This window comes from Brevundimonas sp. UBA7534 (genome assembly GCF_002479325.1).
Taxonomy (GTDB): Bacteria; Pseudomonadota; Alphaproteobacteria; order Caulobacterales; family Caulobacteraceae; genus Brevundimonas.
The window spans coordinates 26,070-48,993 of sequence record NZ_DLMO01000148.1; the positions used below are offsets into that span (position 1 = coordinate 26,070).

19 protein-coding genes and 2 pseudogenes are annotated in these 22,924 nt (G+C 69.8%); 12 read left to right on the top strand and 9 right to left on the bottom strand.

Annotation, left to right across the window (positions count from 1 at the left end):
- Nucleotides 1-94 precede the first annotated feature (94 nt).
- Nucleotides 95-936, top strand: a pseudogene (locus B2U11_RS12090) (SDR family oxidoreductase).
- A gap of 262 nt (nucleotides 937-1,198) precedes the next feature.
- On the opposite strand, the gene B2U11_RS12095 reads toward B2U11_RS12090, so the two are convergent.
- Nucleotides 1,199-2,176 (bottom strand): amidohydrolase family protein, encoded by a 978-nt coding sequence (locus B2U11_RS12095; protein WP_292072000.1) that lies wholly within the window; start codon nucleotides 2,174-2,176, stop codon nucleotides 1,199-1,201.
- Nucleotides 2,177-2,190: 14 nt separating this feature from the next.
- Nucleotides 2,191-2,904: an SDR family oxidoreductase gene (locus tag B2U11_RS12100; RefSeq protein WP_292072002.1), complete on the bottom strand. Its 714-nt coding sequence runs from the start codon at nucleotides 2,902-2,904 to the stop codon at nucleotides 2,191-2,193.
- Between the two features lie 131 nt (nucleotides 2,905-3,035).
- Here B2U11_RS12100 and B2U11_RS12105 point away from each other — a divergent pair, with 131 nt between their 5' ends.
- From B2U11_RS12105 to B2U11_RS12125, 6 genes and pseudogenes are all read left to right on the top strand, one after another.
- The gene (locus tag B2U11_RS12105) at nucleotides 3,036-3,950 is read left to right on the top strand and encodes a LysR family transcriptional regulator (RefSeq protein WP_292072003.1); all 915 of its coding nucleotides are present in this window, start codon (nucleotides 3,036-3,038) and stop codon (nucleotides 3,948-3,950) included.
- Nucleotides 3,951-4,553: 603 nt separating this feature from the next.
- The gene (locus tag B2U11_RS12110) at nucleotides 4,554-4,715 is read left to right on the top strand and encodes a hypothetical protein (RefSeq protein ID WP_292072005.1); all 162 of its coding nucleotides are present in this window, start codon (nucleotides 4,554-4,556) and stop codon (nucleotides 4,713-4,715) included.
- A gap of 48 nt (nucleotides 4,716-4,763) precedes the next feature.
- A pseudogene (locus B2U11_RS15750) lies at nucleotides 4,764-4,955 on the top strand (response regulator transcription factor); the annotation flags it as partial.
- Between the two features lie 127 nt (nucleotides 4,956-5,082).
- The gene (locus tag B2U11_RS12115; protein ID WP_292072007.1) at nucleotides 5,083-5,331 is read left to right on the top strand and encodes a hypothetical protein; all 249 of its coding nucleotides are present in this window, start codon (nucleotides 5,083-5,085) and stop codon (nucleotides 5,329-5,331) included.
- 193 nt (nucleotides 5,332-5,524) lie between these two features.
- The gene (locus B2U11_RS12120; protein WP_292072009.1) at nucleotides 5,525-5,878 is read left to right on the top strand and encodes a hypothetical protein; all 354 of its coding nucleotides are present in this window, start codon (nucleotides 5,525-5,527) and stop codon (nucleotides 5,876-5,878) included.
- Nucleotides 5,879-5,923: 45 nt separating this feature from the next.
- Complete coding sequence (locus B2U11_RS12125) at nucleotides 5,924-6,379, top strand: hypothetical protein (RefSeq protein ID WP_292072011.1); 456 nt, start codon at nucleotides 5,924-5,926, stop codon at nucleotides 6,377-6,379.
- On the opposite strand, the gene B2U11_RS12130 is transcribed toward B2U11_RS12125, so the two are convergent.
- From B2U11_RS12130 to B2U11_RS12140, 3 genes are all read right to left on the bottom strand, one after another.
- Nucleotides 6,373-6,750 (bottom strand): hypothetical protein, encoded by a 378-nt coding sequence (locus B2U11_RS12130; RefSeq protein WP_292072014.1) that lies wholly within the window; start codon nucleotides 6,748-6,750, stop codon nucleotides 6,373-6,375. The genes B2U11_RS12125 and B2U11_RS12130 overlap by 7 nt on opposite strands.
- Nucleotides 6,751-6,816: 66 nt before the next feature.
- Complete coding sequence (pdeM, locus tag B2U11_RS12135; RefSeq protein WP_292072015.1) at nucleotides 6,817-7,563, bottom strand: ligase-associated DNA damage response endonuclease PdeM; 747 nt, start codon at nucleotides 7,561-7,563, stop codon at nucleotides 6,817-6,819.
- The gene (locus B2U11_RS12140) at nucleotides 7,560-10,085 is read right to left on the bottom strand and encodes a ligase-associated DNA damage response DEXH box helicase (RefSeq protein WP_292072017.1); all 2,526 of its coding nucleotides are present in this window, start codon (nucleotides 10,083-10,085) and stop codon (nucleotides 7,560-7,562) included. Before B2U11_RS12140 ends, pdeM begins: the two co-directional genes overlap by 4 nt.
- Before the next feature lie 58 nt (nucleotides 10,086-10,143).
- On the opposite strand from B2U11_RS12140, the gene B2U11_RS12145 reads away from it, so the two are divergent.
- The 4 genes from B2U11_RS12145 to hisC all read left to right on the top strand — a co-directional run bounded on the left by B2U11_RS12145 (nucleotide 10,144) and on the right by hisC (nucleotide 15,997).
- Nucleotides 10,144-13,002 carry an ATP-dependent DNA helicase gene (locus tag B2U11_RS12145; protein WP_414632961.1) on the top strand — a complete coding sequence of 953 codons (2,859 nt, stop codon included), beginning with the start codon at nucleotides 10,144-10,146 and terminating at the stop codon, nucleotides 13,000-13,002.
- Nucleotides 13,003-13,144: 142 nt separating this feature from the next.
- Entirely contained in the window at nucleotides 13,145-14,200 is a 1,056-nt protein-coding gene (locus tag B2U11_RS12150) for a DUF2125 domain-containing protein (protein WP_292072019.1), read from the top strand.
- Nucleotides 14,200-14,880: a hypothetical protein gene (locus B2U11_RS12155; RefSeq protein ID WP_292072021.1), complete on the top strand. Its 681-nt coding sequence runs from the start codon at nucleotides 14,200-14,202 to the stop codon at nucleotides 14,878-14,880. Before B2U11_RS12150 ends, B2U11_RS12155 begins: the two co-directional genes overlap by 1 nt.
- Nucleotides 14,881-14,896: 16 nt before the next feature.
- A complete protein-coding gene (hisC, locus tag B2U11_RS12160; RefSeq protein ID WP_292072023.1) occupies nucleotides 14,897-15,997 on the top strand; it encodes a histidinol-phosphate transaminase in 1,101 nt (366 codons plus the stop codon).
- Nucleotides 15,998-16,000: 3 nt separating this feature from the next.
- Here the strand turns inward: hisC and B2U11_RS12165 are convergent, their stop codons facing one another.
- Together B2U11_RS12165 and B2U11_RS12170 are read right to left on the bottom strand one after the other, a co-directional pair.
- On the bottom strand, nucleotides 16,001-16,477 hold the full coding sequence (locus B2U11_RS12165; RefSeq protein ID WP_292072025.1) for an RNA pyrophosphohydrolase: 477 nt from the start codon (nucleotides 16,475-16,477) through the stop codon (nucleotides 16,001-16,003).
- A complete protein-coding gene (locus tag B2U11_RS12170; RefSeq protein ID WP_292072026.1) occupies nucleotides 16,477-17,667 on the bottom strand; it encodes a divergent polysaccharide deacetylase family protein in 1,191 nt (396 codons plus the stop codon). Before B2U11_RS12170 ends, B2U11_RS12165 begins: the two co-directional genes overlap by 1 nt.
- 196 nt (nucleotides 17,668-17,863) lie before the next feature.
- Between B2U11_RS12170 and ppc the strand changes: the two genes are divergently transcribed.
- Nucleotides 17,864-20,563: a phosphoenolpyruvate carboxylase gene (gene ppc, locus B2U11_RS12175; protein WP_349680727.1), complete on the top strand. Its 2,700-nt coding sequence runs from the start codon at nucleotides 17,864-17,866 to the stop codon at nucleotides 20,561-20,563.
- Here ppc and B2U11_RS12180 read toward each other — a convergent pair whose 3' ends face one another.
- Together B2U11_RS12180 and B2U11_RS12185 are read right to left on the bottom strand one after the other, a co-directional pair.
- Nucleotides 20,564-21,529: a magnesium and cobalt transport protein CorA gene (locus B2U11_RS12180; RefSeq protein ID WP_292072028.1), complete on the bottom strand. Its 966-nt coding sequence runs from the start codon at nucleotides 21,527-21,529 to the stop codon at nucleotides 20,564-20,566.
- 123 nt (nucleotides 21,530-21,652) lie between these two features.
- Nucleotides 21,653-22,924, bottom strand: a 1,272-nt coding sequence (locus B2U11_RS12185; protein WP_292072029.1) for a M3 family metallopeptidase, incomplete at its 5' end; no start/stop codon positions are given.

The following is a 22,924-nucleotide window of genomic DNA, read 5'->3' on the forward strand; positions in this document are numbered from 1 at the left end:
TTGGAGGATCCGGCAATTCATCGGTTCCGATCGGGCAAGGGGGATTTTCGAGCCTGTCGGACACTGGCGTACGACCTCAACCGGAGTACACGCCATGACCGACACCTCCCGTCGCAACCTGCTGGGCTTGGGCGGCGCCGTCCCCGCCGTGGCCGCTGTCGGCGCCGCCCAAGCCCAGACGGCCCGCTCGCCCAACGTCCAAGCCCGCCCCGGCGCCGGGCGCGCCGCCATTGTCACCGGCTCGTCCCGCGGCATCGGCGCGGCGACCGCCAAGCGCCTCGCCCGCGACGGCTTCGCAGTCACCGTCAACTATCTGACCAACCGGGACCTCGCCGCTCAGGTCGTACGCGACATTGAGGCCGCCGGCGGCCGCGCAATCTTCCGTCAGGCCGATGTCGCCGATCCGACTGCCGTGCGCGCCCTGTTCGACGCTAACCAGGAGGCTTTCGGCTGTGTCGATGTGGCATTTCCAACGCCGCGATCATGAACACCGCCCCCTTCGCCCAGTTCGAGGACGAGGCCTTCGATCGGATGATCGCCACCAACATCAAGGGCAGTTTCAATGTCCTGCGCGAGGCGGCCCGCCGCACCCGTGACGGCGGTCGGATCGTCACGCTGGCCTCCACCTCGATCAAGGCCAAGCGCGCGACCCATGGGGGCTTTGCAGCCACCAAAGCGGCGCAGGAGATCTTCGCCGGCGTCCTGTCCAAGGAAGTCGCCGGCCGTCGAATCTCGGTCAACGCCATGGCGCCCGGGCCGACCAACACCTCGTTGCTGGACGTGCCGCCGCCGCTGCGCGCCCAGGCCGCGCAGATGATCCCCTACGGTCGGATCGGAGAGCCCGAGGACGTCGCCAACGCCATCGCCGCCCTTTGCTCGGCCGACGGCGAATGGATCAACGGTCAGGTCGTCTTCGCCAACGGCGGCTTCATGTGAACAGCGTGGTTCCGGCGCCGGCCCCCGTCGCAGCTCTTCGGGGTATAGGACGAATCGACATTCACCGCTTCCATCATCTGGATGCGGTGAATGTCAATTCGTCCTAGATCGCCCTCCGAGCTCCGACAATGCCAGTAGAGGATTGTGCAAGAAGTACGGATGATCCGGCAAGTCGGCGGCGGCGGCCTATGCTCGGTCGTGCGCCATCTCGGAATGTCCGGTCCAGGGGGCGGGTGCGGGGTCATGTCGCCCCTGTGCGGGGTCATGTCGCCCCTGTCAGGCGTAACCAATTTCCGTGAGCGAAAGCGGCCTTGGCGTCATCGTCCAGGCCACAGGTTTCGAGGAAGGTTCGTGCGTCGCGTCCGGGACGATACTGGTAGGGATAGTCTGTCGAGAACAGAAGGCGATCCAGACCGACGACCGACGCCGCCCGCTCGAGATAGGATGGCAGAAACATGCCGCTGGGCGTGAGGTACAGGTTGTGCCGCAGATAGTGTTCGATAGGCGCATTCAACCCTGTGAAACGGTCCATGACCGACAGCCGCTCGGCGTAGAACAGAACGAGCTCGCCCCAATGGCCCAGGATCATCTGCAGGCGGGGCAGGCGATCAAACGTTCCGGACAACAGCAGACGAAGAAAGACGATGCCGGCGTCGTAGTGCCAGCCCAGCCCGGCGGTCGCGAAGACAGCGTCCAACGTCGGAGAGAAGCCGGAATAGTACGCGTCCCTGACGGCTTGCGGCGGAACCCGGGGATGCAGCAGGACCGGCGCCCCGAGGGCTTCGGCGCTTTTGAATACCGGCGCGAACAGGGGGTCGTCCAGGGGACGTTCCCCGACACGGCCGCAGAGCATGGCGCCCTTGAATCCCAGCGTCTCGACACAACGCTGGAGTTCGAGCGCCGCCTCGTCGGGGCACGAAATGGGCAGGGTCGCCAGCCCCTGGAAGCGCGTCGGGCGCCGGGCAATCGCTTCGGCCACGGCGTCATTCGCGCGTCGGGCCAGATCGACGCCCGTCCGACCCAGATCGTGCAGCGCGGGTGTCGTCAGAGACAAGACCTGAACGTCCAGCCCGGTCTCGTCCATGAGTTCCAGCCGCTCGGTCGCAAGGTCAATGAGACGGGATTTGATCGCCCCCGAATGATAGCCCACGCGGGGGTCCGCTGCGTCCAGCGCGATTTCATGCCACGCCTGCTGCACCGCCTCTGTCAGGAAGTGTTCTTCGATCCCGATCAGTTTCATCGTTCCCGCCGGTCTCACCAGGACACCGGCAGGCCGTCCCGATCCAGATACTCCAGGCCCGGTCGCCCGCGCTTCGCCAGCAGGACGTCGGCGATCTTCGGCATGCTGTCCTCGACGCTGTAGCGGGCCTCCGGTCCGCCCAGGTCCGTCCGGATCCATCCGGGCGCCATCAGCAACAAGGCGCGCCCCTCATCGACGTGGCGGGCGGCATAGCTCTTCATCAGCTGATTCAACGCCGTCTTGCTGCAACGGTAGACCTCGTGTCGGCCGTTGACGTTGTCCGCGATACTTCCCTGACCGGAGGACATGACGCCGACCAGACCACCGGGGCGGACGAGGGGCGCCAAGGTCTCGATCACCCTCATCGGGCTCAAGGCGTTGGTGACGAGAACCCGGGCGAACTCCTCCGTCGGAACGGCGGCGATGCCGCGGTCCTTCTGATCGGCGGTTCCGGCGTTGACGAACAGGATGTCGAAGAGGCGTCCGTTCAGCCGGTCCCGCAATGTGCTGATCTGGGCGGTGTCGGTCATGTCGAGCGTCTCGACCTGGATCTGTTCCGGATACTTCCGCGCCAGATCGTGAAGACGCGTCCCGAAGGCCTGGCGGGCTGTTGCGACGACGCTCCAGCCCCGCTTCGCGAACACCTCCGCCAGGCCCAGGCCAAGCCCTCTCGATGCGCCGATGAGAAGAAGAACCCTGGCGGATGAACTTGAGACACTCGACGACATGCTGGACCTCCAAGGGATGGGTTCAGCCAGTGTCCGCGCATTCGGGCTTTGCGCCAGACGCCATGTACGCAAAGAGTAAGTGCACTCAACGCCAGTCGATTGAGGCTTGATGGCAGGGCTTGGTCTCACGCATGGACGCAGTCGATCTCAATCTGCTCAGAGCGCTCGACGTGCTCCTGACCGACGGCAGCGTGACCGGTGCTGCACGACGACTGGGCCTCAGCGCCTCGGCCATGAGCCGCACGCTGGCCCGACTCCGTGCAGCGACCGGCGACCCCCTGCTGGTGCGCGCGGGACGGGGTCTCGTTCCCACACCGAGGGCGCTGGACATGCGGGACCGGGTTCATGCCCTGGCCCGAGATGTCCGTGAGGTCTTGCGGCCAGACCCCGGTCAGATGGATCTCTTCACCTTGGAGCGAACCTTCACCATCCGCGCCGGCGAGGGATTTGTTGAGATGTTCTCGCCCGCGATCGTGGCGGCCGTCCGCAGGGCGGCGCCCCGGATGCGATTGCGGTTTGCGCCGAAGCCCGACAAGAGCGCCGAGGGCTTGAGGGAAGGGCGCATTGACCTCGAGGTCGGCGTGCTGGGCGAGTTCGCACCCGAGGTCCGGGCGAGATTGATCTTCCGCGACCGCTTCGTCGGTGTGGCGCGGGTCGGCCACGCTCTTCTTGCGGGACGCCTCACGCCTGAGCGCTATTCGACCTGCGAGCACGTGGTCGCCTCCCGGCGAGGCGCATTTGAAGGCCCGGTCGATGAAGCGCTCGGCGCGCTGGGCTTTCACCGCACGATCCGGGTGGTCGTTCCGGGCTTTTCGGACGCCCTGCGGCTCGCCAAAGGCTCCGATCTGATCGCGCTTATTCCGGGGTCATGTGTCAGTATTGGGCAGGGGGCGATGGAAGGTCTGGTCGTCTTCGAGCTTCCGGTCACCACGCCTGAAATCGCGATTTCGGCGCTGTGGCATCCTCGCATGGACGCCGATCCGCTGCACCGGTGGTTTCGCGACACCGTCATCGACACCTGTCGGCAGGTGACTTCGAGCACTTAGGCGCGCCGGCGTTGAGAACATGGCTGAGACATGCGCCGTCGCCTTTAGCCGAAGCTTGGACATACGCGGCGGCCACCCGGGCGAACGGGACCCTAGCGCCATGTGCTCGGAAGCGAAATCGGCGACAGATGACGAGACCCGGGCCGTCGCTTTGACCGTCAGGATCGACCATGGTGGACTTCTCGCAACAGAGGAGAAGCGCCTTGAAGCAGGCTGAACCCCGGGGCCGGGCGCCAGCCGGTGCAGCATAGCCGCGGCGGTGCGGCCGCTGGTCAGGGAGGTGTCGAACTGGACGGACCTCCAGTCGCGGATGACGTTTGCCGATCTGCTGCAGCACCAGCGGTATGGTGGTCGGTTGCAGCGAGCGGATGGCGCCGATGGTGACCCGGCCGGTCAGGACCGACGTCCGGCTGGCGCGCGCCTCCTCGGCCAGCTCGCGGGCCAGCGGCGTGGGCCGCACCGTGCGACCGGAGCATCTAACAGGGGCTGGCCCAGATACTGCTCCAGCCGCTTCATCTGCAGGCTGATCGCGCCCGTCGCGGCGGCGACAGCGCCGGGCGCCGAGGCTGCGGTCGCCCTGCCCGAGGGCGACGCCCAGCGTCTGTGCAGCGGCTGCCACTCCCTGAGCCAGTCACCGCCCAGGGACGCACGCCCGAGGAATGGGACGCCACCGTCGCCCGGATGGAGACCAACGGCATGGTCGCCCCCGCCGACGACGTCTACGCGGTCATAGATTACCTGAGCAACGCCCTGCCGCCCACGTGAGCGACGTTCGGCATGGACGCGATGCAACCTGGCCGCTAACCTTGTTTCATGCCGTCGCAGCTTCCGCCGGATCGTCCGCTTTCGCGCCTTCTGACCGAGCGCGAGCGAGAGGTCATGGCCTATGTGGCGGCTCATCACCGCAGCAAGACCATCGCGCGCCTGACCGGCAAGACGCCCAAGACCGTCGACGCCCAGGTGGCCAGCGCCTGTCGCAAGCTGGGCGTCAGCTCGCGCGTCGATGCGGTGCGCCTGCTGCTGGAGGAAGGGCCGCTGGAGACCTTGAGGGAAAATCCCCATAGGGCGCCGTCTCCAATGGCCGAGGACCGCGCGGCGACGTCATTCCTCTCCCGTCACTCAAGGGATGCGAATGAACAGCTCGATACAGATCAGACGCGAGACCACTCTGGACGAGACGCTGCCGTCGATGAGCTTCCGGGATTTCCAGGAAGCGCTGGAACTGGTGGCCTCGGGCCGCGAGCATCGACGCATGGTGCCCTTTCTGGTTTCGGCCCTGCAGCAGCAGGCGCCCTTCCTGAACGGGCAGATGCTGATGTTCGAAATCCTGTGCTCGGCCGCCTGCCTGGCGGATCTGCCCCGGAAGCCGTTGAACAGCTAGGGCTCGCGAACCGGCCGGGCTTTCGCCTGCTGATCGCCCTGGGGATTGCGTTGGCCTTGGCCGTCGCCGCCCCCGCTGCGCTCGGCGGCGCCGTGGCCCTGCAGAAGCTGGTCGAGACGCTTCAGACGCGTCCCTGAACCGACAGACCTGAAAACCAGACCTGACACCGCCCGGGGGCGGGGGGAGAAGCACCATGTCCGACAGAGACATCGCGGCCGCGCGCGTGGCCGACATCATCAACGAAGCCGAGCGGGCGATGGACGCGGCGATGGCGCGAGCCTCGCAACTCTTGACCGAACTGCCGGCGCTGCAGGGACAGGCCGGGCTGAACGGCGCCTGGGCGCAGCCGGCGGTGGCCTCGGTCTGCGCCGCGCTGAACGACATGACGGGCGCGCGCGCCTCGCTCATCTCCGCGCACAAGAGCCTGTCGGCCGTGCAGCGCAAGCTGGGCGTGACGGTGGCCGAAGGCACGTCGAACGACAAGCCGGACGGGCCGATCCGACCGTCCGCGGATCTCGCCGACACGGTGGTGCGGTTGCGCGCCTGAGTTTGCGGCGGCGGGGATCGTCGCGATGGTGTATCGCGGATCGCGATGCTGGCCGCTCTCGACGATCTCCACCAAATCCTGGGCTATATGGCGACGGCCCTGGCTCTGGTCCTGGCCCTGGGGTTGGGGCGCGGTCCCGAACGGACCTGCGCCCTGATCGTCGTCGCCGAGACCCTCGTCGACATCGCGGTGATGAGCCAGGTCGATCCGTCGATCCGCTGGTGGGTCGTCCAGATCAAGGCCGGGTTCGTGCTGGCGGCCTACGCGGCGGCGGTGTGGCGCTGGCCCGACCGATGGCTGATCCTCATGATGGCGCTGCAGGGCTGCGCGTTGCTGTTGCACCTGTCCAGCTGGCTGGACGCCTCCTTGCTGGCGCGCTCCAACGCGCTGCTGCGCAACGGCATCGGCTGGCTGATGATGATCCTTCTGGCGTCCGCCTCGATCGGCAAGGCGATCCAGCGGCACGACGCGCGCCGCCGGCGGCGCCGGGAAGCCTACTGAGCCGTCTTCGACGTTTCGACCCGATTTGCGATGTCGATCAGGCCCTGGCCCAGCGTCCGGCCCTGCTCCGGGTGGATCAGGAAGCCCTGCCAGCCGAAACCGGGGTGGCGAATGGCCAGCAGCGGACCCTGGGCCTGGATGTCCGTGCGCCAGGACGGATTGACCACGGTCTCGACCTTGGCCCCCGGTTCGATGGCGGCGGGGATCGGCTGTGTCATCTGCGCGCGCAGGGCGCCCAGGTTGGCGATCAGGTCGTCCAAGGCGGCCGGGCTCAGCGCCATGCGGCTGACGGCCTTGCCTTGAAGCTGGAACTCCAGTTCGACCTTGGCGCGGTCGGGGCTCATCTTCACGTTCAGCTTGGTGTCGGCCACGGGCGATCTCCAGGATAGGCCGGCCCTGATAGACCAGCCGCGTCGTCGGCGCATCCCCCGCGACCGTTAAATCAGCCTGTCCCACGCCAGGGGGTGAACCCGGTCCCGACCCAGGGCCGCCGCCATCGGCGGGCTGGCGAACAGGCCGGCGATGGCGGCGTCGCGGACGTTCAGCCCGCCGGTGAAGGCGCCGAAGGCGGGCAGGATCAGCCGCGACCCGTCGGTGATGAAACAGGCGCGCCTCACCCCCCGGCCATAGGCGGCCACGCGCGCGCAGGGGTGCAGGTGACCCGCGACCTCGCCATGGCGGTCGTCGTCGGAGCTGAGAGCCTCGGGTTCGTGGACCAGGCGCAGCCGCCCCAGCGAAAGGTCGCCGACGATCCGGCCCGGCAGGCGACCCGTCGCCTCCGCGTCCCGCGCCAACGCCTCGCGGTCGTGATTGCCTTCCAGCCACAGCCAGTCGCGCCCGTGGGCCAGCCGGTCCAGCCGCGCCCGGTCGTCGGCCGCCATGCGGGGGATGGCCTTCGTGTCGTGAAAACTGTCCCCCAGCAGGATCACGGTCGCCGGGTCCAGCGCCGCGACCTCGGCCTCCAGCCGGTCCAGGGTCGCGCGGCTGTCGTAGGGCGGCAGCATCTGGCCCCGCATGGCGAAGGCCGATCCCTTTTCCAGATGCAGGTCGGCGGCGATGAGCGTCCCGTGCGCCGGCAGCCACAGCGCCCCGGAACAACGCAGCACGCAGGCCTCGCCCGCGACCAGCACGCTCAGCGAGCCGCAGACCCTGCGGGCCAGGCTCTGGCGAAGGGCGGCGTTCATGCGGCCGGCTCCATCACCTCGGCGATCAGGGCTTCGGCGCTCTCGTCCAGGATCATTTCGGCCGCGTCGCCGCCCACGCGCTCGCGACCGATCTGCACAAGCACCGGCACGCAGAAAGGCGAGGGGCGGTCCAGCGGCTGATGGCGGATGCGCCCCTCGATCCGCGCCAGCATCTGGCCCAGGCGCGCCACGTCCAGCAGGCCCGAGGCGGCGTCGGCCCGGGCGGTCTTGAGCAGCAGATGGTCGGGCTGGTGGCGGCGCAGCACGTCGTAGATCAGGTCGGTGGAAAAGGTCACCTGACGCCCCGTCTTCTCGGCGCCCGGCTGGCGACGTTCGATCAAGCCCGAGATCAGGGCGCAATTGCGGAAGGACCGCTTCATCATGAAGCTTTCCTCCAGCCACGCCTCCAGGTCGTCGCCCAGCATGTCGGGCTGGAACAGGGCGTCCAGGTCGATGTCTCCCATCGGCCGGATCGACCAGATCGCCAGCGCATAGTCGGTGACGACGAAGCCCAGCGGCCCGACGCCCAGCCGGTCCAGCCGCCGCGTCAGCAGCATGCACAGGGTCGTGTGCGCCAGCCGTCCCTCGAACGGATAGGCGACCAGGAAGTGGCGGCTGCCCCGCGGGAAGCTCTCCACCAGCATGGATTCCGCGTCGGGGATGACCGAGCGCGCTTCCTGAAGTTCCAGCCACTCCTGCACGTCGGGCGGCAGGACGCGCCAGTGGTCGCGGTCCTGCACCATGTCACGCACCCGGTCGGCCAGGGATGTCGACAGCGGGAACTTCGACCCGCCCCAGGACGGGATTTTGGGCTCCTTGTCGTTGGCGTGGGTGACAAGCGCGTCGGTCCCGGCGATGCCCTGGAAGGCCCAGACCTGGCCGGCGAACAGGAAGGTGTCGCCGGGCGTCAGCTGTTCGAAATACCACTCCTCGGCCTCGCCCACCTTGCGGCCGGCGATCCAGGCCCGCGTCCCGCCGCCGCCCCGGCGCGAGGCCACGCGAACGTTCAGCGTCCCGGCCGAGACGATGGCGCCCACGTTCATCCGGTGTCGCTGGGCGATATGCTGATTTCTGACTTTCCAGCGGCCGTTCCGATCACGGACGATCCGCGCGAACCGATCATAGGTGCGAAGCGCATATCCGCCGGTGGCGACGAAATCGACCACCTCCTCGAACTGCTCCCACGTCAACTCGCGATAGGGGCCGCAGCCGACGATCTGCTCGTACAGTTCGACCATGTCGAACGGCTCGGCGCAGGCGCAGCCCATGACGTGCTGGGCCAGGGTGTCCAGGGTGCCGATGTGCACCGGCTCCCAGTCGAAGGCGTTGGCGGCGACCGCCTCGCGCGCGGCCTGGCATTCCAGCATCTCGAACCGGCTGGCGGGCACCAGCAGGGCGCGGCTGGGCTCGTCCAGCCGGTGGTTGGCGCGGCCGATCCGCTGGACCAGGCGGCTCGATCCCTTCGGCGCCGCCATCTGAATGACCAGGTCGACGTCGCCCCAGTCGATGCCCAGGTCCAGGGTCGAGGTGCAGACCACGGCGCGCAGGTCGCCGCGCGCCATCGCCGCCTCGACCTTGCGCCTCTGTTCGGCGGCCAGCGACCCGTGGTGCAGGGCGATGGGCAGGTCGTCGTCGTTGATCGCCCAGAGCTGCTGGAACACGAACTCGGCCTGCCAGCGCGTGTTGACGAAGATCAGCGACAGCTTGGCCTGTTGAAGGGCGGCATAGACCTCCGGCACGGCGTGCTGGCCGGTATGGCCCGCCCACGGCACCTTGCCCTCCGAGATCAGCACGTCGATCTCGGCCGCCGCGCCGGGATCGCCTTTCACCAGGCGCACGACCTCTCCTACCTTCCCGCCTTCCCCCGCGAGGGGGGAAGGACCTGCCGGCGCCAGCCACCCCCGGATCAAATCCGGGTCCTCGATCGTCGCCGACAGTCCCACTCGGCGCATCTGCGGCGCATAGGCCTGCAGCCGCCCCAGGCCCAGCGACAGCAGATCGCCGCGCTTGCCGCTCCAGATGGCGTGGACCTCGTCCAGGATCACGCACTTCAGGTCGGCGAAATAGGACCGCGCGCCTTCCCAGGCGCAGAATAGGGCCAACTGCTCCGGCGTGGTCAGCAGGATGTCGGGCGGAAAGTCGCGCTGGCGCTGGCGCTTGGACTGTTTGGTGTCGCCGGTGCGGCTCTCGACATGGATGTTCAGTCCGATCTCGCGGATCGGCGCCGTCAGGTTGCGCTCCACATCCACCGTCAACGCTTTCAGCGGCGACAGATACAGGGTGTGCACCCCGGAGCCCGGTCCGCTGTCCGGCTTCGGCCCGCGCTCGGCCAGGTCGATCAGCGTCGGCAAAAACCCCGCCAGCGTCTTGCCCCCGCCGGTCGGCGCCACCAGCAGGGCGTGCGCTCCGTCGCGCGCCGCCTGGACCATTTCCAGCTGATGCCGCCTGGGCGACCAGCCGCGCGAGGCGAACCAGTCGGCGAAGAGCGGCGGAAGCGTTGCGGGAGCGGCGGCGGTCGTCACTTTCGGGATATAGCATGTTCCCGTTCCGTTTCACCCCGCCCGGCGCTATCTATCGGACGTGCCCGACGAATCCGTCATCGCCCCGTCCGTCCACAGCGCCGTCGGCGTTTCCGCCGTCGGCCCCTGGAGCGACCTGCCGCCCGCCCTGGCCGTGCCGCCGGGCGCCGGGGCCGTGTGCGACGAGGCGGGCGCGCGCAAGATCGGGCGTGGCGCGGCCGAGGGGCTGTTCACCGGCGGCCGCGTCTTGGTCGCCCACGCCAGCCTGACCGCGCGCCGCCTGGGCCTGCAGCCCCCGCCGCGGTCACCGGACGTCATGGACGTGCTGGAGCTGTTCGCCTTCGTCCGCCCCGCCCGCTTCTGCGCGCCGTCGCCGACCGGTCTGGCGCTGGGCCTGGGGCTGGCCGAGCCCCCGACGGTCGAGGCCCAGGCCGAACGTCTGCACGAGGCGGCGGCCCTGCTGCTGAAGGAGCTGGCCGCGCCCGCCTATCCGGGTCGGGAAGAGGCCTACGCCCTGGCCCTGACGCTGGAACGCGCCGGTTGGGCTTGGGGCGGGGCGGTAGTGCGGGCGTTGGAGCGGGGCGGGGTGCGACAGAGGCAGCATCGCGGCGCCGGCCTGGACGTCTGGTCCCGCCTGACCGAATGGGAGGACGAGGCCCCGCGCGGCGAGGCGGGGTCCGCCCCCGTCGATTCCGAATCCGCCCGCATCCGTCTGGACAAGCTGCTTCAGGCCTCGGGCCTGGACGAGACGCGTCCGACCCAGTCCGACTACGCCGCCGAGGCCGCCTTCGCCTTTTCGCCGAGGAACGAGGAGGGCCGGCCGCGCGTGCTGCTGGCCGAGGCCGGCACGGGCACGGGCAAGACCCTGGGCTATCTGGCGCCGGCCTCCCTTTGGGCCGAACGGAACCAGGGCGCGGCATGGGTGTCGACATACACCCGCGCCCTGCAGCGCCAGATCGACCGCGAGAGCGGCGCCGTCTGGCCCGACTCCGCCGAGCGTCGCAAGAAGGCCGTGATCCGCAAGGGCCGCGAGAACTATCTGTGCGTCCTCAATCTGCAGGACATGGTCCAGGCGGCCCAGTTAGGGAACGGCGACCTGATCGGCCTGGCGCTGGCGGGCCGCTGGGCGATCCACAGTCGCGACGGCGACATGACTGGCGGCGACTTTCCCGGCTGGCTGCCGACCCTGTTCGCGATCGCGCCGTCCCAGCAGGCGGGGCCGGCCAATCTGGTCGACCGGCGCGGAGAGTGCGTCCACGCCGCCTGTCCCCACTACCGCGCCTGTTTCGTGGAGAAGACCATCCGCGCCAGCCGCAAGGCGGACCTGGTCATCGCCAACCACGCCCTGGTCCTGACCCAGGCCGCCTTCGACGGCGCCCGCTCGGCGCGCGGCCAGCAGCAGGACGGCGAGACGGCGGCGCTGAAGCGGATCGTCTTCGACGAGGGCCACCACCTGTTCGACGCCGCCGACAGCGCCTTCTCCGCCTGCCTGTCGGGCCAGGAGGCGGCCGAGCTGCGCCGCTGGATCCGTGGGCCGGAGGGGCGCGGCCGTCGCGGGCGCGGCCTGGAACAGCGCCTCGGCGACCTGACCGGCGGCAACGAGGGCGCGGCCAAGGCGCTTCAGGACGCCATGCGCGCCGCCGCCGCCCTGCCGGGCGAGGGGGTGTCGGGCCGCATCGCCCCGGCCTCGGGCGAGGTCAACCCCATCGGCCCGATCGAGGCCTTCCTGGCCGCCGCCCTGGACCAGCTGCGCGCCCGCACCGCCGATACGCCCTATGGCGGGTCCGAGTTCGGCATGGAATGCGCGCTGAAACCGGTGACCGAGCCGGTCGCCGAGGCCGCCCGCGCCGCCGCCCGGGCGCTGGCCGCCATCGAGGCGCCGCTGCTGACCCTGTCGCGCACGCTGGAGGACATCCTGGACGACGAGGCGGCCGAGCTGGACGGCTCGCAGCGCTCGCGCATCGAGGGCGCCTTGCGCGGCCTGGACCGGCGGGCGCGCATGACCCTGCCGGGCTGGCGCTCGATGCTGGCGGCGCTGGAGGAGGCGGGCGCCGAACCCGATCCCGACTTCGTCGACTGGCTGTCGGCCGAGACCGCCTTCGGCCGCATTCATGACGTGGCCCTGCGTCGGCACTGGATCGACCCGACCGTGCCGCTGGAGGCCGCCGTCATCGTGCCCGCCCACGGCGTGCTGGTCACCTCCGCCACCCTGTCCGATCCGTTGCAGGACGACCCGTTCGACCTGGCGCGCCTGCGCACCGGCTCGGCCCGCCTGATCGAGCCGCCGCGCACGCTGAAGGTCGACAGCCCCTTCGACTATGCGGCCAACAGCCGGGTCATCGTCGTCAACGACCTGATCAAGGACGATCCGCGCCAGATCGCGGCGGCCATGCGCGAACTGTTCCTGGCGGCGGGCGGCGGAGGCTTGGGCCTGTTCACCGCCATCCGCCGGCTGAAGGCGGTCTATGAGCGGCTCGGTCCGGACCTGGCGCGCGCGGGCGTCCCCCTCTACGCCCAGCACGTCGATCCGCTGGAGGTCGGCGCCCTGGTCGACATGTTCCGGGTGGAGGAGAACGCCTGCCTCCTGGGCACCGACGCGGTTCGGGACGGGGTGGACGTGCCGGGCCGGTCGCTGCGCGTTCTGGCCTTCGACCGGGTGCCCTGGCCGCGGCCGGACCTGCTGCACAAGGCGCGGCGCGAACGGCTGGGCGGAAAGGGCTATGACGACGCCATCGCCCGCGCCCGGATGGCCCAGGCCTTCGGCCGCCTGATCCGCCGCGCCGACGACAAGGGCGTCTTCCTGATGCTGGACGCCGCCGCCCCCACCCGCCTGTTCGCCAGCCTGCCCCCCGGCACCGAGGTCCAGCGCCTGGGCCTGGCCGACGCGGTGGAGCAGGTGCGGGAGTTCCTGGGCGGCTGAACGGCCCGCACGTCCTTGCTTGAGGGGACGGGGTCTTTCGCCCCCGGCCCTCCGGATTCCCGCAAAAACGCGGGGACGATCGCGTCTGTCCGGCGTTGAAGGCGGCGCTGCCGCCCGTCTTCCGATCTGCTATGGACCCCGCATGACCGAACGTTCCTCCGCTCCGCGCCACGGCCGCTGGGGCCTGTATGCGCCCTTCGTGATCGTGCTGGGCCTGCTGGCCGCCTGGACGGTCTGGTGGTTCATCCTGGCCCATCAGGTAGAGGGGCGGCTGGAACAGCAGGCCGAGCGCCTGCGCCAGGAGGGATGGGACGTCCGCTACGCCGAAACCTCCGTCACCGGCTGGCCCTTCCGGGCGCGCGTCGCCGCCCGCCATGTCAGCATCGCCGCCCCGTCCGGCCACGCCGTCGCCCTGCCCGAACTGGTGGCGGAGGCCAACGCCTATCAGCCGACCAAATGGGTCGTGGTCGCGCCGGACGGCCTGACGCTGGACCGCGCCGGAAAGGGCAAGGTCGCGGTCCGCGGCGACGCCATCCGCATGAGCGTCAGCGGGCTGGATCATCGCTGGCCCAACCTGGCGCTGGAACTGGTCAGTCCCGTCTTCACCGCCCACCCGGACAGCGAGCCCTTTCCGGTGGCGCGCGCGGCCCGGTTCGAGCTTTACGCCCGGCCGCACGTCGTCGGCGACCAGGCGACGACCGACGACCTGGACGTGATGGCCCGGCTGCTGGACGCGCGGGGCCGGCCCGACGGCGCGGTCGAGGGCTTCGCCCAGGACGGTCAGCTGACGCTCGAGATCGAGGCGGTGATCGGCAAGGCCTCGACCCTGTCGGGCGGCGACCCGGCGGGCGTCTTCGCCGCCTGGACCCGGGCGGGCGGGACCTTCCGAAACGTGCGCGGCGAGCTGAAGGCCGGCGACAGCGAGGCGACCCTGAGCAGCGATCTGCTGCGCGCCGATGCGGACGGACGCCTGGCGGGGTCGGTCGACTTCCAGGCGCGCCGTCCGGGCCCGGCCATCGCCGGTCTGGCGGGATCGCAGGCGGGTCTGGTGGACCGAGCCGGCGCGGCGGGCGCGGCGGCGACCACGGGCGCGGCCTCGGCCGCATCGCCGGGCGACCTGCCCCTGACGGTGGTGTTCCGCGACGGGCGCGCCTGGCTGGGGCCGTTCCCGATCGCCCCGGCGCCCAAGCTGTTCTGATGCTGGCCGAACCCGAGATCGACGCCGAGCGCGCTCAGCTGGAGCGCGCCCTGGCCGAGGCGGCGGGGGCGCGGCTGACGGCCGGCGCCTGGCCTTCGCCCGACGCGGCGGCCCTGGCGCTTCGCCCGCTGCTGACCGGCTCCGACGCGACGGACGCGGTGCTGAAGGCGATGGCCGGCCGGATCGATGCGGCGACCGGGCACCCCCTGGTCGTCTGCGGCGGCCTGGCCCAGACCCTGGCGGCGGACCGCTACGGCCTGACGGCCCGGCCGCTGGCGGTGGCGGATGCGGCCCTGAAGGCGGTGGAGAACGGGGCGCGGGCCCTGATCGACCTGACCCACGACCGGCCGTGGTGGGGCCGGCTGCTGGCCCGGCCTGACCTGAGGATCGTCGCCACCCTGCCTGACGATCGCCAGGGACGGCCTCGGGCGCTGATGGTCTCGGGCCAGGCGCCCGGGCCGACCGGCGACGATCGGAGCTTCTGGGTCACCGACAGCGGCTGGAGCGACGGCCGGATCGTTCAGGCTCTGTCCGACGTCGGCCTGGCCGCGGAGCCGCTCGCCGCGTCCGGCGGCTTGAAGCTGTTCCTGCTGGCGGGCTATGTGCAGGCCGAGGACGGGCGGCTGGACGGCGCGCCCGGTTCATTGAGCGGCGTCATCGGCGCCGCACCCCTGTTCTGACTTTTTCGAGGCATTCATGACCGACGCGACCGCTGGCGGCCCCACGCCCAAGCCCGGCATCCTGGACATCGCCCCCTATGTCGGGGGCAAGTCCGCCATCGCCGGCGTGGCCGAACCGATGAAGCTGTCGTCGAACGAGAACATGCTGGGCGCCGGCGAAAAGGCGCGCGCGGCCTATGAGGCGGCGATCAGGAACATCCACATCTATCCCGACGGCCGGGCGACCAAGCTGCGCGCCGCCGTGGCCGAAACCCACGGGCTGGAACCCGAGCGGCTGATCTTCGGCAACGGCTCGGACGAGGTCTTCGCCCTGCTGAACCAGACCTATCTCCAGCCCGGCGACAACATCGTCACCGGCCAGTACGGATTCCTGGCCTACCGCATCAGCGCCAAGGCCTGCGAGGCCGAGGTCAAGCTGGCCCCCGAGCCGAACTACAAGGCCGAGGTCGACGCCCTGCTGGCCCAGGTCGATGGGCGGACCAGGATCGTCTACGTCTCCAATCCGTCCAACCCGACCGGCAGCTGGAATTCGGGCGAGGAGATCCGCCGCCTGCACGCCGCCCTGCCGGCCCACGTCCTGCTGGTGGTGGACGAGGCCTATGCGGAATACGTCACCGAGCCGGACTGGGAGACCAGCTTCGGCCTGGCGCGCGACGCCGCCAACATCGTCGTGACCCGCACCTTCTCCAAGATTCACGGCCTGGGCGGCCTGCGCATCGGGTTCGGCTATGCGCCGCTCGCGGTCGCCGAGGCGGTCGACCGCATCCGCCTGCCGTTCAACGTCTCCGTCCCCGGCCTGGAGGCGGCCACGGCCGCCCTGTCGGACGAGGCGCACCAGACGGCGTCGCGCGAACTGATCGCCGCATGGAAGCCGCGCATGACCCAGGCCATCCGCGGCTTCGGCTTCGAGGTCCTGCCCAGCGCCGGCAACTTCGTCCTGGTGATCTTCAAGGGGCCGGAAGAGGCGACGGCCGCAAACGACTATCTGAACCTCAAGGGGATCATCGTGCGGCCGGTCGGCGGATACGGCCTGCCCCAGGCGCTGCGCATCACCATCGGCACGGAAGACCAGAACCGCGCCGTCATCGACGCCCTGTCGGAGTTCGCCGCCGGCTGACGTTCAGCTCGCGAACCGGGCGAAGGCCTTCACCACCTGCTCATAGGCGGGCCGCTTGAACGGCACGATCAGGTCGCAGGCGTCCGACAGCGGGCCCCAGCGCCAGGCGTCGAACTCGACCTCGTCGTCGGCGGCCAGGTCGATCTCGGTCTCGTCGCCGACGAAGCGATAGGCGAACCAGCGCTGCTTCTGGCCCTTGAAGCCGCGCCAGGCCTTGGCGTTGTCCATCGCCTCGGGCGGAAAGTCGTAGAGAATCCAGTCCTCGGTGCGGCTCAGCGGCTCCACCGAGGTCACGCCAGTTTCCTCGCGCAGCTCGCGCCGGGCCGCGGCCTCCAGGTCCTCGCCCTTGTCGACCCCGCCTTGCGGGAACTGCCAATTGTGCGGGCCGGGCGTGGCGTGGCGCTGGCCGTACCAGACCAGGCCCTCGCGGTTGAACAGCACCACCCCGACGTTGGGGCGGTAAAGCGCCAGATCGGCCATCAGCGGCCGGGCCGCATCGTCATGGCCGAGGCGGGCGCCAGCTGCAGGCCACGCTGCTCCAGCCCGGCGGTCCAGCGGGCGGCGGTCTCGACCGTCACCGGATAGCTGAAGCCGGTCCCCAGGGCCGAACCCCGGATCTTGGCCTGGGCCTCCAGGCTGTTCAGGGCGGCGATGACGGCGGCGGGGGACTGGGGCTGGTCGATGATCTTGTCGGCGCTGGCGCGGGCCCAGGCGCCGGGCCGCCGCTGGAACGACCCGTCGTCCAGGAAGGCCACGCCGTGCTGACGCAGCACGCTCAGGAAGGCGCCCATGCCCTGGTCCGAGGCGGCGAAGCGATCGCCCAGATAGTTGGTGACGCCGAAATAGCCGGTGGCGCGGCCCAACAGCCAGTCCATCTTGGCCTTGACGTCGTCCGGGCCACCGCTGGCCAGCAGGGTGTAGGGGCCGGGATCGTTGTCGGGATAGCCGCTGGGCTCCATCGGCATTTCCAGCATGACCTCGTGACCCTGGGCGCGGGCCTGGTCGATCCACCCCTGCAGGTTTTCGGCGTAGGGCACGAAGCTGAGCGTGACCTCCGGCGGCAGCCGTTCGATGGCCGCGCGGGTGGTGACGGCGTTCAGGCCCAGGCCGCCGACGATCAGGGCCACGCGCGGCTTGCCGTTGGGGCGGAACGGACGGGCGTAGGCCTGGGCCGGCACGCGGCCGTCGGGGGCGATGACAGGCAGCGGCCCGCTGGGGCCGTTCTGGAACAGGCCGGCGATCGGGGCCTTGGCCAGAGGCGAAGCGGCATGGACCGGCACGGAATAGTTCGCGCCGCCCGCAACGCTGGCGCCGTCGGGCAGGGTGATCAACGCCTCGCCGCCGGCCGCCTCGCTCAGCGGGTCGGCCCCGGTCAGGTCCTGATAGAGGCCCATCTGGCCGGCCGAGAAGGCGTCGTAGCCGCTGGGCGCCGCCGCCTGGGGGGCCGCCTCTCGTTTCAAGGCGATGCGCGCAGACGGCGTGCCGGCGCGGGGATCGCCGAGGACGGTCAGGAACAGGGCGCTGGTCGCCAGCAGGAAGACGCCGGCCAGGCCCGCGATGACCGGCGGCCTTCTCAACACATGGGCCATCGACCGCACGGCGAACTTCTGTCGCGGGCGCGGCGGCGCGCCGGCGGCGGCGGCGAGGACGGACTGGCGTTTGGCGAACATGGGCAAGAGGCGGGACCGACGACGGATTCCTTCGCCGTCATCATCGCGCGGGGCCGGTTAAGAAACCCTAACGGCCGGTTCACCATGATCGGCGCTATCGGCGGCTGTCACGGATCGTGCGTTGACGTCGCGGCGTTCGATCCGTTCACATGGGCGTCTCCCCGCCCGATCAGAGCCATGCCGAGAGGAAACGCCCATGATGAGCCCTGCCGCCGACGACGCCTTGCGCGACGAAGTCCGACTGCTGGGCGGCATCCTTGGCGACGTCATTCGCGAGGAGGGCGGCCAGGCGCTGTTCGACCATGTGGAGGCCGTGCGCCAGGCCTCCATCGCCTATCACCGCGACCCCGCCTCGCACCCGGCCAAGCGGCTGGAGCGGTTGCTGGGCGAACTGTCGGTGGAACAGGCGGCGGGCCTGGCCCACGGCTTCGCCCTGTTCTCGTTGCTGGCCAACATCGCCGAGGACCGGGCCACGCGCCGACGCGCTCAGGATCAGGCCGAGGCCGGCGCCCGCGCCGACACGCCCGAGGGCGCGCTGAAGCGGCTGGCCGATCAGGGCGTGGACCGCGAGGCGGTGCGGGCCCTTCTGGACGAGGCCCTGGTCTCCCCGGTCCTGACGGCCCACCCGTCGGAGGTGCGCCGAAAGAGCGTCATCGACAGGATCGCCGCGATCAGCGACCTGCTGGACGCCTGCGACCGGGCCGGCGACGCCTGCACCCCCGCCGCCGTGTCCGAGCCGCTGCGTCGTCAGATCGTCATCCTGTGGGCCACGCGGCTGGTACGGTCCCAGGGCCTGGTGGTTCAGGACGAGATCGACACCGTCGTCTCCTTCCTGGAACGCATCTTCCTGCACGTCGCCCCGCGCCAGCTGGCGGCGTGGCGGCGACTGCTGGACGCGCCCGGCCTTCAGCCCTTCCTGCGGGTGGGCACCTGGGTCGGCGGCGACCGCGACGGCAATCCCAATGTCGATGCGACGGTTCTGGCCGCCGCCTTCCGCAGTCAGGCGCGCGCGGTGCTGGCCTTCTACCTGGACGAGGTTCACGCCCTGGGCGCCGAGCTCAGCCTGGCGGCCGAGCTGGCCGAGGTGTCGCCGGAACTGGCGGCCCTGGCCGACGCCGCCCACGATCCGTCGCCGCACCGCGCCGACGAGCCCTATCGCCGCGCCCTGACCGGAATCTACGCCCGGCTGGCGGCGACCCACGAGGCGCTGGCCGCGGCGCCGCCGCCACGTCGCGCGTCGGTGTCCGGGGAGCCCTATGCCGGCCCCGACGCCTTCGAGGCGGACCTGAAGGTGCTGCACGACAGCCTGATGTCGCACCACGGCGGCGTCTTCGCCCAGGATCGGCTGACCGATCTGATAACGGCCGTGGAGATCTTCGGCTTCCATATGGCCACCCTGGACCTGCGCCAGAACTCCGACGTGCATGAGCGGGTCGTCGGCGACCTGCTCAAGGTCGCCGGGGTCTGTCCGGACTATTCGGGTCTGGACGAGGAGGGCCGGCTGGCGGTCCTGGCCGGCGAGCTGACGTCCACCCGCCCGCTGTTCTCGCCCTACGCCGACTATGCGCCCGAGACGCTGAAGGAGCGCGCGATCCTGCAGGCCGCCGCCGCCGCTCTGACCGCCTTCGGGCCCCAGGCGATCCGCACCCATATCGTGTCCAAGACCGATGCGGCCTCCGACCTGCTGGAGGTCTATCTGCTGCTCAAGGAGGTCGGCCTCTACCGCCCCGAAGACTCCGCCGCCTGCCCGGTCCAGGCCGCGCCGCTGTTCGAGACCATCGAAGATTTGCGCGCCGCGCGCCCCACGCTGGAACGCCTGCTTCAGGAACCCGCCGCCCTGGCCGTCGCCAAGGCGCGCGGCGTCCAGGAGGTGATGATCGGCTATTCGGATTCCAACAAGGACGGCTCCTATCTGACGTCCGGCTGGGAGCTGCACGAGGCCTCGCGCGCTTTGGTCGGCGTCACCCAGGCCCACGGGCTGAAGCTGCAGCTGTTCCACGGCCGGGGCGGCACGGTCGGCCGGGGCGGCGGGTCGGCCTTCGCCGGGGTGCTGGCCCAGCCGGAAGGCACGGTCCAGGGCCGCATCCGCACCACCGAGCAGGGCGAGGTTATCGCCAACAAATACGGCGAGCCGGAGATCGCGCTGCGCAACCTCGACGCCCTGACCTGCGGAGCCGTTCTGGCCTCGCTGGGCCACGGTCGCGATCAGGAATACACCGCCGCACACGGCGCCCTGCTTTCGGACCTGTCCTCGGCGTCGATGGCCGCCTATCGCAAGCTGGTCTATGAGACCGAGGGCTTCGTCGACTACTACCGCGCCGCCACCCCGATCGCCGAGATCGCCGACCTGAAGATCGGCTCGCGCCCGTCGTCGCGGACCGCCTCGACCCGCATCGACGATCTGCGCGCCATTCCCTGGGTCTTCAGTTGGTCGCAGAGCCGGGTCATGCTGCCCGGCTGGTTCGGCTTCGGCTCGGCCGTCCAGGGTCGCGACCTGGCCGAGCTGAAGGCGATGGCCGAGGCCTGGCCCTTCTTCAAGACCCTGGTCCAGAACATGGAGATGGTCATGGCCAAGGCCGACATGACCATCGCCCGCCGCTATTCGACCCTCGTGGAGGACGCCTCGCTGGCGGCGCGCATCTACGGGGAGATCAAGGCCGAGTGGGAACGCACCCATGCGGCGGTCCTGGCCATCACCGGCCACGATCACCTGCTGGGCGGCCAGCCCGAACTGCACCGGCTGATCCGACTGCGGATGCCCTATGTCGAGCCGCTGAACCACGTCCAGATCGAGCTGATCCGCCGCCGCCGCTCCGGCGACGAGGATCCCCGCGTCCGCGAAGGCATACTGCTGGCGATCAACGGCGTGGCGGCAGGCCTCAGGAACAGCGGTTGATCACAGCCACTTCGACCGCTTGAAGGTGACGTAGAGGGTCAGGCAGACCGCCGCGATCAAGGTCAGCACATAGGCGTAGCCGTAGCGCCAGTGCAGCTCGGGCATGAACTGGAAGTTCATGCCGTACACGCCGGCGATGGCCGTCGGCGCGGCCAGGATGGCGGCCCAGGACGCCAGCTTGCGGGTGATGACGCCCTGGCGTTGCTGCTCCAGCAGGTTGGCGACCTCGAACACCGAGGAGAGGATGTCGGCCAGGCCGCCCAGCCGGCTGTTGACCCGCTTCACGTGGTCGGAGACGTCGCGGAAATAGGGACGCACGTCCGGGTCGATACAGGGCAGGTCCAGCGACTGCAGCTTTCCGGCGACCTCCTCCATCGGCCCCATGATGCGGCGGAACTTCAGCAGTTCGCGGCGCAGGGTGAACAGGCGCCGGATTTCGGCGCGGCTCAAGAAGGCGTCCAGCGTCTTCTGCTCCATCTCCAGGACGGCGTCCTCGGAGGCGTCGACGATCGGTACATAGGCGTCCACCACATAGTCCAGAACGCCGTGCAGGACGTAGTCGGGCCCGGCGCGCAACTGGGCGGGAGACGCCTCCAGCAGGTGGCGCAGCGCGGTGTGGGTGCGGGCCGAGCCGTGCCGGATGGTGATCACGTGATCGTCGCCCACGAAGATGTGGGTCTCGCCGTAGTCGATGTGATCGTCGGTCTTCTGGGCGGTGCGGGCCACGACGAACAGCTCGTGGCCATAGACCTCCACCTTGGGCATCTGGTGGGCCGCCAAGGCGTCCTCGACGGCCAGCGGATGCAACTGGAAGCGCCGCACCAGCACGTCCAACTCTTGCTGCGTCGGATCGACCAGACCGGTCCAGACGAACTCGTCCGGACCCAGCGCCAGACCTTGGGGCGTCAGCGGCGCCTCTCTCAGGCGCCGGCCGTCCTTGTAGACGTAGGAGGCGACGACGGGCATGCGGGTCTCCGGCTGCGACGCCCCAGCCTTAAGCCCGCCGGCGGCGAAAACAAAACGGCCGGCGGATCGCTCCGCCGGCCGGATTGCTCAGGCCTCAAGTAGGCCGAAGGCCGGTAGGCCAACTTAGGAAGTCGGGAAGCCGCGCACGCGCAGCAGGGCCGCCACGTCCGGATCGCGGCCGCGGAACTGGCGATAGGCCTCGCCGCGGTCGGTGGTGTTGCCCGGCGCCAGCATGATCGATTTGAAGCGGCCCGCGATGTCCGGATTGAACACGTCGCCCGAGTCCTCGAAGTAGGCCCAGGTGTCGGCGTCCATCACTTCCGACCACAGATAGCTGTAATAGCCGGCCGAATAGGCGTCGGAGGTGAACAGGTGATTGAACTGCGGCAGGCGGTGCCGCATCACGATCTCCTTGGGCATGCCGATGCGCGCCAGGCTTTCCTTCTCGAAGGCGTCGATGTCGCTCGGCGGCGTGGCCTGGGTGTGCAGGTCCATGTCGACGATGGCCGACGACAGGTAGCTGACCGTCGCATAGCCCTGGTTGAAGGTGTTGGACGCCTCGATCTTGGCGACCAGTTCCTGCGGCATCGGCTGGCCGGTCTCGACGTGCTTCAGATAGCCGTCCAGGACCGGGCGGCTCAGCACCCAGTGCTCGTGCACCTGCGACGGATATTCGACGAAGTCGCGCGGCGTGTTGCCCAGCGCCGGATAGACGACCTGCGACGAGAAATAGTGCAGGGCGTGACCAAACTCGTGGAACAGGGTCTCGGCGTCGTCCAGCGAGATCAGCACCGGATCGCCGTCGGGCGCCTTGACGAAGTTGTTGTTGTTCGAGCCCAGAACGTTCTCGTCGCCGTCATAGGTCGAGTGGGCGCGGTAGGTGTTCATCCAGGCGCCGGAGCGCTTGCCCGGACGCGCATAATCGTCGGCGTAGAACAGGCCGACCGGCTCGCCGTGATCCTTGACCGCATAGACCACCACGTCCTCGTGGAAGACCGGCACGGTCCCGGGCGCCAGGCGCTCGAAGGTGAAGCCGTACAGGCGCTCAGCCATGTAGAAGGAGCCGGCGCGCACATTGTGCAGTTCGAAGTACGGCTTCAGCTGGTTCTGATCCAGGTCGTACTTCTGCTTCCGGACCTTCTCGGCGTAGTACAGATAGTCCCACGGCTCGATGTCGTGGCCGGCGATGGCCTTCATGTCCGCGACTTCCTCGGCCACGCGGGCCTTGGCCGGCGCCCAGACGCGCATCATCAGGTCGTTCGCCGCGGCCGGGGTCTTGGCCATGGTGTCCTGCATCCGCCATTCGGCGTGGTTCCTGAAGCCCAGCAGCTTGGCGCGCTGATCGCGCAGCTTCACGATCTCGGCGATGGTGGCGTTGGTGTCGTTGGCGTCGCC

Coding starts and splice junctions, on each gene's coding strand:
- B2U11_RS12095 (WP_292072000.1), bottom strand. CDS start 2,176: ATGAAACTGATCGGGATCGAAGAACACTTCCTGACAGAGGCGGTGCAG.
- B2U11_RS12100 (WP_292072002.1), bottom strand. CDS start 2,904: ATGTCGTCGAGTGTCTCAAGTTCATCCGCCAGGGTTCTTCTTCTCATC.
- B2U11_RS12105 (WP_292072003.1), top strand. CDS start 3,036: ATGGACGCAGTCGATCTCAATCTGCTCAGAGCGCTCGACGTGCTCCTG.
- B2U11_RS12115 (WP_292072007.1), top strand. CDS start 5,083: ATGAACAGCTCGATACAGATCAGACGCGAGACCACTCTGGACGAGACG.
- B2U11_RS12120 (WP_292072009.1), top strand. CDS start 5,525: ATGTCCGACAGAGACATCGCGGCCGCGCGCGTGGCCGACATCATCAAC.
- B2U11_RS12125 (WP_292072011.1), top strand. CDS start 5,924: ATGCTGGCCGCTCTCGACGATCTCCACCAAATCCTGGGCTATATGGCG.
- pdeM (WP_292072015.1), bottom strand. CDS start 7,563: ATGAACGCCGCCCTTCGCCAGAGCCTGGCCCGCAGGGTCTGCGGCTCG.
- B2U11_RS12150 (WP_292072019.1), top strand. CDS start 13,145: ATGACCGAACGTTCCTCCGCTCCGCGCCACGGCCGCTGGGGCCTGTAT.
- B2U11_RS12155 (WP_292072021.1), top strand. CDS start 14,200: ATGCTGGCCGAACCCGAGATCGACGCCGAGCGCGCTCAGCTGGAGCGC.
- hisC (WP_292072023.1), top strand. CDS start 14,897: ATGACCGACGCGACCGCTGGCGGCCCCACGCCCAAGCCCGGCATCCTG.
- B2U11_RS12165 (WP_292072025.1), bottom strand. CDS start 16,477: ATGGCCGATCTGGCGCTTTACCGCCCCAACGTCGGGGTGGTGCTGTTC.
- B2U11_RS12170 (WP_292072026.1), bottom strand. CDS start 17,667: ATGTTCGCCAAACGCCAGTCCGTCCTCGCCGCCGCCGCCGGCGCGCCG.
- ppc (WP_349680727.1), top strand. CDS start 17,864: ATGATGAGCCCTGCCGCCGACGACGCCTTGCGCGACGAAGTCCGACTG.
- B2U11_RS12180 (WP_292072028.1), bottom strand. CDS start 21,529: ATGCCCGTCGTCGCCTCCTACGTCTACAAGGACGGCCGGCGCCTGAGA.